Below are 10,932 nucleotides of genomic sequence, written 5' to 3'. Positions count from 1 at the left end.
AGGTGCTGCGCTATTGGCGCAAGCCCGAGGGGTTGGAGCACGAACGCGGATTGCCCGCGCACCGCGCCTTTCCCGACGCCTATGTCACCGCGCACCATCTGCGCGACATGCTCAACGAGGCATCGGTCGCGCAATTGATCGCATGGTCGAAGCAGCCGGGGCTATTGCCACGTGTCCGCTACGGCCCCGACCGCGGCAAGGACTGGAGCGAGATCGCCGAGGACAGCCTGACCGGTTTCCTGACCGACCGCGACCCCGACATCCGCTTCACCGCGGAGACCGAGCTGGCCCGGCGACGCAGCGGCGGCGCGGTCGGGCGGCCCAATTTGCAGGGGCTGCTGCTGTAAGTCCGGTTGATCGAGATCAACGCGGCATCGCTGGCCTTTTCACCATCGCCACCCTAGGAACGCACGACATGCCAGTTGCGTTCTTCAGGCGTATCGAAGCGCGCGAGGGGTGGGCGAGAAAGTTTCTCGTCGCCTGTATGCTGGTCGGCTTCGCCGGGTTGGTCGTCGCAGGAATCGCCGCGGCCTGGATCACAGGCCAGACCAACGACCATACCGACCTCGTCAACCATACCTATGATGTCGAAGTGACGATCAGCCGCTTGCGCGTATTGGTCGAACAAAGCGAAACCGCGCGCCGGGGCTACATCATGACCGGGACCGCCGACTATCTGAAAACCGCGCGAGACGCGACCGCGCGGCTCGCTCCCACGCTCGACAGGATCGCCCAACAGACGCGCGACAATCCCAGCCAGGCCCGACGCATCGCCGATTTGCGTGGCCAGCTCGCGGCGTTTCGCGCGCGGCAGGACGCGACCATCGCGCTCGCCGGAGCGGGCCGGCGCGATGCCGCGGTCGCGGCCTTCGTCGCCGAGGGCAATGTCGACCGCATCGCCGCCATCCGCCAGGTCCTGACCGCGATGGGCGCCGACGAGCGGCAGTTGCTCGCCACGCGCGATGCCGAACAGCAAGCCAGCCTCGATACGTTCAACATCGTCCTGATCGTCGCCGGGGCGCTGATCGTCCTGGTCGGGGCAACCTCGCTCGCGGTGGTGCTGCGCTACATGCGCGACCTGACCGACGCGCGCGACCGGTTGCAATTGCTCAACAGCGACCTGGAAGGCGCGGTCGCCGAGCGCACCGCCGATTTGACCCGCGCCAATGAGGAAATCCAGCGCTTCGCCTATATCGTCAGCCACGATTTGCGGTCGCCGTTGGTCAACGTGATGGGCTTCACCGCCGAACTCGATACCGCGACGACCACGCTGCGCGAGCTGATCGACACCGCCGAGAAGCGCGCGCCGGGCATCCTGACCGACGAGGCGCGCGTCGCGGCGCGCGAGGATCTGCCCGAAGCGATCGGCTTCATCCGCGCATCGACGCAGAAGATGGACCGGCTGATCAACGCGATCCTGCGGCTGTCGCGCGAGGGGCGTCGCGTGCTCTCGCCCGAGCCGCTGGCGCTCGCCGACATCGCCGCCAACATTCGCGACAGCGTGATGCACCTGACCGACGAGCGCGGCGCCGAGATCGTCATCGAGCCGCCCTTGCCGAGCCTGGTCGGCGACCGCGTGGCGATCGAGCAGATCCTGTCCAACCTGGTCGAGAATGCGGTCAAATATTCGTCGCCCGACCGCCCCGGACGAATCGTCATCCGCGGCCGCAGCGAACGCGATCGGCGGATCATCGAGGTCGCCGACAACGGCCGCGGCATCGCCGAGGCGGACCATGTCCGCATCTTCGACCTGTTCCGCCGCTCCGGCACGCAGGACCAGCCGGGCGAGGGGATCGGCCTGGCGCATGTTCGCGCGTTGGTCCATCGCCTCGGCGGCACGATCGGCGTGACGTCGACACTCGGCGTAGGAACCATCTTCACTGTCTCGCTGCCCGCGCAGCTTTCGGATACGGGATCAAAAGCATGAATGACCATCGCAGCGTTTCCATCGTCATGATCGAGGATGACGAGGGCCATGCCCGGCTGATCGAGAAGAACATTCGCCGTGCCGGCATCCTCAACGACATCACCCATTTCACCGACGGCACGCGCGCGCTCGATTATCTCTATCATGACGAGAAGGGGCCCGCGCTCAACGGCCCGGCGCTGATCCTGCTCGACCTCAACCTGCCCGACATGTCGGGGACCGACATCCTGGCCAGGATCAAGGCCGAGGACAGCCCGCTCAAGCGCACGCCGGTGGTCGTGCTCACCACCACCGACGACAAGGTCGAGATCCAGCGCTGCTACGATCTCGGCTGCAACGTCTACATCACCAAGCCGGTCAATTACGAGAGTTTCGCCCAGGCGATCCGCCAGCTCGGCCTGTTCCTGTCGGTGATCCAGGTCCCGAACGTCGCGGAGCATTGATGCCCAACTCGCTCCGCCGCCTTCTCTATATCGACGACGATGCCGGGCTGCGCACGCTGGCGCAGCGCGCGCTGACCCGGCGCGGGTTCGACGTGACGTGCGCCGAGGACGGGCCCGACGGCGTGCGGCTGGCCGAGGCCGCGCATTTCGACCTGGTCGCGGTCGACCATTACATGCCCGGGATGGACGGGCTCGAAACGCTCAAGCGGCTGCGCAAGCTGCCCGACCCGCCGGCGATCGTCTATGTCACCGGGTCGGAGGAGGGGCGGGTCGCGATCGCCGCGTTGAAGGCGGGGGCGGCCGATTATGTCGTCAAGACGGTCGGCGGCGACTTCTTCGACCTGCTTGCCGCGACGCTCGACCAGGTCCGCGTCCGCCACGCGCTCGAACGCGGCAAGGCGCTGGCCGAGGAGCAATTGCGGGCATCGAACGCCCGGCTCGAGGCACTGCTGCACGAGGTCAATCACCGCGTCGCCAATTCGCTGCAATTGGTCACCGCGATGATCCGGCTGCAGGCCGGCGCACTCGCCGACCCGCTGGCGCGCCAGGCGCTGGAAGACACCGAACGCCGCATCGAGGCGATCGCCCAGGTCCATCGCCGGCTCTACACCAGCGACGATGTCGAGGGCGTCGACATGAAGGATTATCTCGAGGCGCTGGTCGAGGAACTCGGCGAGGCCTGGGCGAGCGACGATCCCAAGCGCGCGCTGACCCTCACCGCCGATTCGATCCGCCTGCCGACCGACCGCGCGGTATCGCTGGGGGTGATCGTCAACGAGCTGGTCTCCAACGCGTTCAAATATGCCTATGCGCCGTCGAGCCCGGGCGAAGTGCGCGTGTCGCTGACCCGCGACGGCGCCGACAACGCCTATGTCCTGGCGGTCGAGGATGACGGCATCGGCTTGAGCGCCGAGCCCCGCACACAAGGCTCGGGCCTCGGCAGCCGCCTGATCCGCGCGATGGCGCAGAGCCTGCGGAGCTCGGTCGAATATGATTCGAGCGCGGGCGGCGTGCGGGCAGTGCTGCGCGGAGCGATCGCTTAATCAGTCGTCATGCCGGCCTTGTGCCGGCATCCACCGTGCAACGACACTGCATCTCGGTTGTGGAGGAGTGGACCCCGACACAAGGCCGGGGTGACGGAGGAGAGAAGGCCGCCGCAGGCCTAAAAATCGACCGCGATGCCCTTGAGCGTCCAGTCGCCGTAACGCGTCGGGTCGTCCCCCAGCGGATCGTCTTTCGGCGTCTCGACCTTTTCCGGCTCGGGGACCGGCGGGCTCGGGGTCAGATAGGCGGGCGGCTTGACGTGCGGCGGGCGGGGCATGGCGGTCCTTGTCGGCCGCGCGATTTGCGATGCGCGGCACGAACGTCCACATGGGCCGGCGATGACTGGTAATCAAGCAAGCCTTCCCCCCGGCGTTCCCGCGCGCCAAGCCGCCTTGCGCCTGCTCGACGCCGTGCTCCGGCGCGGCGAGACGATCGATCAGGCGGCGCCGCGTATTCTCGCCAGCCTGCGCGCCGACAACGACCGCGCGCTGGCCCGGGCGATCGCAGCCGAAGTGCTGCGGTACCTGCCCGACCTCGACGCGCTGATCGATTCGGCGACGCAGCGGCCGTTGCCCCATGACGCCAAGGCGCGATTCGCGCTCAGGATCGCACTCGCCCAGGCGTTGCGGCTGGGGACGCCGGCGCATGCCGCGATCTCGACCGTGCTGCCGCTGGTCGACGGCGGCCCGCGCAAATTGGTCCATGGCGTGTTCGGCACGCTCGACCGGCGCAAGGCGGCTCTGCCGGACGTGCCGACGCTGCCCGACGCGGTCGCCGCGCGCTGGCAAGCGGCCTGGGGCGACGAAATGGTCGAGGCCGCGCGCCGCGCACTGGCCGAACCGCCGCCGCTCGACCTGTCGCTGCGCGGCGAGGAGGGGCCCGAGGGGCTCGAGCTGATGCCCGACCAGCGGCGCCTGCCGCGCGGTACCGCGATTCCCGATCTCCCCGGTTATGCCGAGGGTGCCTGGTGGGTCCAGGACCTCGCCGCCGCGATCCCGGCGCGACTGCTCGGGCGAGGGCAGGGGAAGGCGATCGACGCCTGTGCCGCGCCCGGCGGCAAGACCATGCAGCTCGCCGCCGCCGGCTGGGCCGTCACCGCGATCGACGCCTCGGAAAGTCGTCTGGCACGACTCCGCGACAATCTCGCGCGTACCCATCTCGACGCCGAGGTCGTCACCGCCGATGCCGCCCGATGGTCGCCGCCCGCGCCGGCCGACGCCGTCCTGCTCGACGCGCCGTGCACCGCCACCGGCATCTTCCGTCGCCATCCCGACGTCCTCCACCGCATCCATCCCGCGCTCATCGAGCAGGCCGCCGACCTGCAGCGCGAGTTGCTGGTCCAGGCGGCGGGCTGGGTGAAGAAGGGCGGGCGGCTGGTCTATGCGACCTGTTCGATCGAGCGCGCGGAAGGCGAGGACCAGGTCGAGACTTTCCTGGCAGCCAATCGCGACTTCGCGCTCGATCCGGTCCGCGCCGATGAATTGCCGGCCGGAATCGCACCGCATGAGCGCGGTTGGGTACGCATTTTGCCCGGTGCGCTTGAACAGCAGGGCGGCTGCGACGGCTTCTTCATTGCCCGATTCGCGAGGGCCGGTTAGAGCAAAGCATGTCCCAACCCGTCCGTATTGCCCCGTCGATCCTGAGTGCCGATTTCGCCAGACTGGGCGAGGAAGTACGGGCGATCGACGCCGCCGGCGCCGACTGGATCCATGTCGAAGTAATGGATGGACAATTAGTCCCCAACATCACGATCGGCCCGCAAGTGGTGAAGGCGATCCGCCCGCACACCACCAAGCCGCTCGACGTCCATCTGATGATCGCGCCGGTCGATCCCTATCTCGACCAGTTCGCCGAAGCGGGCGCCGATACCATCTCGATCCATGTCGAGGCGGGGCCGCACACGCACCGCAGCCTTCGCCACATCCGCAGTCTGGGCAAGCGCGCCGGCGTCGTGCTGACTCCGCAGACTCCGGCCAAGATGCTCGATTATCTGCTCGAGGAAGTCGATCTGGTGCTGGTGATGAGCGTCAATCCCGGCTTCGGTGGACAGAGCTTCATCCCGTCGGCGCTGCGCAAGATCGAGTCGATCCGCAAGATGATCGACAAGCAGGGCCTATCGGTCGACCTGGAGGTCGATGGCGGTATCGACCGCGAGACTGCGCCGCAAGTGATCGCGGCGGGCGCCGACGCCTTGGTCGCAGGCACCGCCACTTTCCGCGGCGGGCCCGACGCCTATGCCGCCAATATCGCGGCGTTGAGGGGCGGGTGACCGAGGAGCGCGCGCCCGACGGCATCGACGAAGGCAAGCGGCTGATCCGCATCGGGAGCGGCGCCGGGCTGTCGCTCGCCGACCGCGTCGCCGAACGCTTCCGCCGGCTGACCTGGCGCACGCCGCTCCACGCCTTTCGCCTGCGCGGACGCCATCCGCTCAAGCTGGTCGCGGTACCCGAGGATCCGTTCGTCGGCGACGCGCGGCGCGGCAATGCCTTGCTCGACGGCCGCGTGCTGCTGCGCGGGGAGAGCGTGGCAATCGCCGATCTCGATTTCGCCAAGCCGGTTTGGTCCAAGCCGCTGGGCGAGCATCTCCACAGCTTCGCCTGGCTGCGCGACCTGTCGACCGTGGCGACGCGCGCGGTCGGCGTGCCGGTCGCCGAGACGATCATGCGGCTGTGGCTCGAAGCGCATGCCGACAAGGTCAGCGAGCCCGCCTGGACCCCCGAATTGTGGGGTCGGCGCATCCTGCACTGGACCGCGCACGCGCCGCTGATCCTGTCCTCGTCGGATCTGGTCTATCGCAGCAAGGTGCTCAACACGCTGGCGCGCGGCGCGCGGCACCTCGACCGCAGCGCCGACAAGGCGCCCGCCGGGGTCGCGCGGATCGCGGCGTGGTGTGGGGTGATCTGCGCCGGGCTATTGATCCCCGGCGGCGACCCGCGCCGCCAGATCGGCGAAGACGGCCTGGAAAAGGCAATCGAGACCGCAGTGTACGAGGACGGCGGGGTAATCGCGCGCGCGCCGCTGGCGCAAGTCGACATCATCATGCTGCTGACCATGTTGCGCGAGGCCTATACCGCGCGGCGGCTGGCGCCCCCGGCATCGCTGTCGGCCGCGCTCGGGCGGATGGTGCCGGCGCTGCAGGGCGTCTGTCACGGCGACCATGGCCTGTCGAGCTGGCAAGGCGGTGGCCCGCTCCGCGGCGAGCGGATCGACGAGATCGTGACCGCGACTGGCGTGCGCGCGCGGCCGCTGCGCCAGGCGCGCGACTGGGGCTATCAGCGGCTGGCGCAAGGCGAGGCGGTGGTGATCGTCGACGCAGCTCCCCCGCCGGTGTCGCGATTGACCGAGGGCGGCTGCGCCTCGACCCTGGCATTCGAAATGTCCGACGGCGCCGAACGGCTGGTCGTCAATTGCGGTGGCGCGCGATCGGCAATCCTCCAGATCCCGGCGACCCTGGCCGAGGGGCTGCGCACCACCGCGGCGCATTCGACGCTGGTCGTCGGTGACAGCAATTCGACGGCGATCCACAGCGACGGCACGCTCGGCAAGGGCGTCGCCGAGGTCGAGCTGGCGCGCCAGGAATCGAGCGGTGCGAGCCGGCTGGAGGCGAGCCACGACGGCTACGCGCGGCGCTACGGCTTCCTCCATCGCCGCCAATTGGTGCTGGCCGGCGACGGCCGCGAGTTGCGCGGCGACGACATGCTGTTGCCGGCCGGGCGCAAGCGCAAGGTCGGGACGATCCCCTTCGCGATCCGCTTCCACCTCGGTGCCGGGGTCGAGGCCGCGCCGACCGCCGACGGCATGGCGGCACTTCTCCGCTTGCCCTCGGGAAAGCTGTGGCAATTCCGTTGCCGCGGCGGCGCGCTGACGATCGAGGAGAGCCTGTGGGTCGATTCCGACGGGCGCCCGGTCTCCACCCAGCAATTGGTGGTGAGCGGCGAGGCCGCCGCCGGGGGCGAGAATATCAGCTGGGCCTTGAAGCGCGCGACCTGATCGGCAATGGGGGCGGCGTCCCCGATCGCAGCACAGGAAATCGCCATGACCACCGACATCGTCCCCATCCGGCGGGCGCTGCTGTCCGTTTCCGACAAGACCGGGATCGTCGAACTGGCGACCAAGCTGGCGGCCAACGGGGTCGAGCTGGTCTCGACCGGCGGTACCGCCAAGGCGTTGCGCGATGCCGGGCTGACGGTCCGCGACGTGTCCGACCTGACCGGCTTTCCCGAGATGATGGACGGGCGGGTCAAGACGCTCCACCCGATCGTCCATGGCGGCCTGCTCGCGGTGCGCGACGATCCCGAGCACGCCAAGGCGATGGCCGAGCATGCGATCGGCGCGATCGATCTGGTCGTGGTCAATCTCTATCCCTTCGCGCAGACCGTGGCGAAGGGTGCCGAGCGCGACGAGATCATCGAGAATATCGATATCGGCGGCCCGTCGATGGTGCGCTCGGCGGCCAAGAACCACGCTTACGTCGCGATCGTCACCGATCCGGCCGATTACGCGCTGCTCGACAAGGGCGACACCACGCTGGAGGAGCGCCGCAAGCTCGCCGCCAAGGCGTTCGCCGCGACCGCAACCTATGACGGCATGATCGCCAGCTGGTTCGGCTTCGCCGATCAGGGACAGATGTTCCCCGACACGCTGCCGATCACGCTCAAGCACCAGTCGACTTTGCGCTATGGCGAGAATCCGCACCAAGCAGCGGCTTTCTACGCCGCGACCGGCCCCGCCGCGCGCGGCATCGGCCAGGCCCGCCAGGTGCAGGGCAAGGAACTGAGCTACAACAACCTCAATGACGCCGACGCCGCGCTCCAGCTCGTCGCCGAATTCCGCGATGCCGAACCGACCTGCGTCATCGTCAAGCACGCCAATCCCTGCGGCGTCGCCGCTGCAGCCAGCCTCGAGACGGCCTATGCCGAGGCGTTCGCCTGCGACACCGTGTCGGCGTTCGGCGGCATCATCGCGGTCAACCGGCCGCTCGATGCCGCGACCGCGCGCCAGATCACCGGAATCTTCACCGAGGTGGTGGTGGCGCCCGATGCCGACGAGGAAGCGATCGCCCTGTTCGCGGCCAAGAAGAACCTGCGCCTGTTGCTGACCGGCGAACTGCCCGATCCGGCGCGCGCCGGTCTCGACGCCAAGTCGATCACCGGCGGCTGGCTGATCCAGGGCCGCGACAATGGCCGCATCACCGCCGCCGACCTCAAGACCGTGACCAAGCGCCAGCCGACGCCACAGGAACTCGCCGATTGCCTGTTTGCCTGGACCGTGGCCAAGCACGTCAAGTCGAATGCGATCGTCTATGCCAAGGACGGCGCCACCGCGGGCGTCGGCGCGGGGCAGATGAATCGCCTCGAATCGGCGCGGATCGCGGCGTGGAAAGCCAAGGACGCTGCCGAAAAGGCCGGCTGGGCGACGCCGCGCACGATCGGTTCGGCGGTCGCCTCGGACGCGTTCTTCCCGTTCGCCGACGGCTTGCTGGCGGCAGTCGAAGCCGGCGCCACCGCGGTGATCCAGCCGGGCGGCTCGATCCGCGACGACGAGGTCATCGCGGCGGCGGACGAGGCCGGGCTGGCGATGGTGTTCACCGGGATGCGGCATTTCCGGCACTGATTTTGGTCGTCGATTAGAGCGTCGCGCTGATACTGTGAATCGGAGGATTCCCATTTGGGGCGGATTGTGATTCAACCTCATTGGAGGTGGATCATGGGCGTGTGTCGATCTGACGATTTGCGGCTTCGCGTGATTGAGGCGGTGGCGGCTGGTAGTTCGCGCCGGGCGGCGGCGGAGCGCTTTTCGGTGAGCGCGAGTTCGGCTATCCGGTGGAGCGACCGAGCGGCGAAGGAGGGCAGCCCGAAGCCGCGCAAGCAGGGCCGGCCCTTGGGCAAGGGTCCCCTGGTTCAGCATCTGGATTATCTGATCGAGATTGTCGAAGCCGAGCCGGACATCACCATGCCGGAGCTGGCGGTGCGGCTCCATGCCGAACGGGGTGTGACCGCGGCCCCAGCCTCGCTCTCGAAGCTGCTGTGCCGGGCGGGGCTCACATATAAAAAAACAGCTGATGGCATCGGAATGCGCGCGCGCTGACGTTGCGGAACGGCGCAGGGTCTGGGTCAACTATCGACAGCCCTATATGCGCCGCGACCCGGGGCGGTTGGTGTTCATCGACGAGACTTCGATCAACACCAAGATGACACGCCTGCGTGGACGAGCAGCGCGGGGAAAGCGGCTCGAAGCCCGTGCCCCGTTCGGCAAATGGGGGACGCAGACCTTCATCGCAGGCTTGCGCCACGACGCGCTGACGGCGCCTTGGGTCATCCCCGGCGCAATGGATCGTGACGCCTTCAACATCTACGTCGAGACGCAGCTCGCCCCGACGCTGGCGCCAGGCGACATCGTGATCCTCGACAATCTGTCGGTTCACAAAAGCGCCAAGGCCGAGGCCGCCGTCCATGCACGCCGCGCGTGGATGCTCTTCCTGCCCCAATACTCGCCCGATCTGAACCCGATCGAAATGGCCTTCGCCAAACTCAAAGCACACCTGCGAAAGGCCGCAGCTCGAACCTTCGACGCCCTCATCGAGGCCATCGGCGACATCTGCAATCTCTTCGACTCCGACGAATGCTCAAACTACTTCAGCAAAGCCGGATATGGACCATATTAACGGCACGATGCTCTAGGTCGCACAAAGACACGAAGACACGAAGATGGGCTTTGTTCTCATGAATGAACGCGGATTGGGAAACCGAAATTGAGCCTCGCTTTGCGAGGCTCTTTCGATCGGTCGTCTCAATTGCAGTCGGCAGCGCGCCGTCAGGCTGACCTATTTTCGTGGCTTCGTGTCTTTGTGCGAGTAAAATCACTCAGCCTGCAGCAGGAATCCCAGTTCGGGGTCGGCCAGCCCGCTTGCCCGACGCGCTGCGCGCCGAGCGAAGGTGAGCGTGCACTTCTTGCGGCCCGGCGCGCTCAGGGGATAGGTGGCGGCTTCGCGCAGGATGGCGGCGTCGTAGCGGTCGGCGATGATCACGCCCGAGCGGTCGGGCAGGAACGCCTCGCCGTGGAGCGGGCCATGGTCGAAGCCGTCGGGCACGGCCCAGAAGAAGCGGTCGCAATGGTCGAGATAGTCGAACCACTTGCCGTCGCCGAGCAGATCGGCGCGCGACACCTTGATCTCGACGATGACGATCTGGCCACGCGAATCGATCGCCATGATGTCGGCCCGACGTCCGCCGTCGAGCGGCACCTCGGTCATCGCCGCGAGATCGTGGCGCGCGAGCATACGGATGACGCCGCGCGCGACATCGGCCGCGCACAGCGCCTCTGATCCGACGGGCGGACAACGGGGAGACGCATCGAACATCTCCCCGCTTTAGAACATCAGGAGAACACCGAAAAGCCGCGTTTTTTGGTTCGGCTCACGCCAAACAGGCGGTGGCAGCCGCGCCCCCCCCCCCCCGGCCCCCCCGCTGGGCGCCTGGGGGGGGGGGGGGGGGGGGGGGGGGGGGCCCCCCCACCCGC

10 protein-coding genes and 1 pseudogene are annotated in these 10,932 nt (G+C 67.9%); 9 read left to right on the top strand and 2 right to left on the bottom strand.

All coding sequences use genetic code 11. From position 1 onward, the window contains the following. From ACTHJR_RS10100 to ACTHJR_RS10085, 4 genes and pseudogenes are all read left to right on the top strand, one after another. Positions 1-347: pseudogene (locus tag ACTHJR_RS10100) on the top strand (3'-5' exonuclease); the annotation flags it as partial. A gap of 68 nt (positions 348-415) precedes the next feature. Continuing rightward, positions 416-1,927 (top strand): sensor histidine kinase, encoded by a 1,512-nt coding sequence (locus tag ACTHJR_RS10095; RefSeq protein WP_440523032.1) that lies wholly within the window; start codon positions 416-418, stop codon positions 1,925-1,927. Continuing rightward, positions 1,924-2,370, top strand: coding sequence for a response regulator (locus tag ACTHJR_RS10090; protein WP_440523031.1), 447 nt, complete (start codon positions 1,924-1,926; stop codon positions 2,368-2,370). The genes ACTHJR_RS10095 and ACTHJR_RS10090 overlap by 4 nt, the downstream gene beginning before the upstream one ends. Continuing rightward, positions 2,370-3,413, top strand: a complete 1,044-nt coding sequence (locus ACTHJR_RS10085) for a sensor histidine kinase (RefSeq protein WP_440523029.1) — start codon at positions 2,370-2,372, stop codon at positions 3,411-3,413. Before ACTHJR_RS10090 ends, ACTHJR_RS10085 begins: the two co-directional genes overlap by 1 nt. Positions 3,414-3,532: 119 nt before the next feature. Here the strand turns inward: ACTHJR_RS10085 and ACTHJR_RS10080 are convergent, their stop codons facing one another. Continuing rightward, a complete protein-coding gene (locus ACTHJR_RS10080) occupies positions 3,533-3,691 on the bottom strand; it encodes a DUF1674 domain-containing protein (protein ID WP_440523028.1) in 159 nt (52 codons plus the stop codon). Between the two features lie 61 nt (positions 3,692-3,752). Here ACTHJR_RS10080 and ACTHJR_RS10075 point away from each other — a divergent pair, with 61 nt between their 5' ends. The 5 genes from ACTHJR_RS10075 (at position 3,753) to ACTHJR_RS10055 (ending at position 10,078) form a co-directional block, all read left to right on the top strand. Then, positions 3,753-5,012, top strand: coding sequence for an RsmB/NOP family class I SAM-dependent RNA methyltransferase (locus ACTHJR_RS10075; protein ID WP_440523027.1), 1,260 nt, complete (start codon positions 3,753-3,755; stop codon positions 5,010-5,012). 8 nt (positions 5,013-5,020) lie between these two features. Then, positions 5,021-5,683 (top strand): ribulose-phosphate 3-epimerase, encoded by a 663-nt coding sequence (rpe, locus tag ACTHJR_RS10070; protein WP_440523026.1) that lies wholly within the window; start codon positions 5,021-5,023, stop codon positions 5,681-5,683. Continuing rightward, a complete protein-coding gene (locus ACTHJR_RS10065) occupies positions 5,680-7,404 on the top strand; it encodes a heparinase II/III family protein (RefSeq protein ID WP_440523025.1) in 1,725 nt (574 codons plus the stop codon). Before rpe ends, ACTHJR_RS10065 begins: the two co-directional genes overlap by 4 nt. A 45-nt stretch (positions 7,405-7,449) precedes the next feature. After that, positions 7,450-9,027: a bifunctional phosphoribosylaminoimidazolecarboxamide formyltransferase/IMP cyclohydrolase gene (gene purH, locus ACTHJR_RS10060; RefSeq protein ID WP_440523024.1), complete on the top strand. Its 1,578-nt coding sequence runs from the start codon at positions 7,450-7,452 to the stop codon at positions 9,025-9,027. 93 nt (positions 9,028-9,120) lie between these two features. Continuing rightward, positions 9,121-10,078, top strand: a protein-coding gene (locus ACTHJR_RS10055; protein ID WP_440523023.1) for an IS630 family transposase whose coding sequence is annotated in 2 segments (ribosomal slippage) — positions 9,121-9,471 and positions 9,473-10,078 — 957 coding nt in all. Because the reading frame shifts where the segments join, the coding sequence is not laid out codon by codon here. Positions 10,079-10,273: 195 nt separating this feature from the next. On the opposite strand, the gene ACTHJR_RS10050 is transcribed toward ACTHJR_RS10055, so the two are convergent. Continuing rightward, positions 10,274-10,774 carry an MmcB family DNA repair protein gene (locus ACTHJR_RS10050; RefSeq protein ID WP_440523022.1) on the bottom strand — a complete coding sequence of 167 codons (501 nt, stop codon included), beginning with the start codon at positions 10,772-10,774 and terminating at the stop codon, positions 10,274-10,276. Positions 10,775-10,932 lie beyond the last annotated feature (158 nt).

It is taken from the genome of Sphingomonas sp. (assembly GCF_051962185.1).
Taxonomy (GTDB): Bacteria; Pseudomonadota; Alphaproteobacteria; order Sphingomonadales; family Sphingomonadaceae; genus Sphingomonas.
This window is presented reverse-complemented; position numbering and strand designations above follow the sequence as displayed.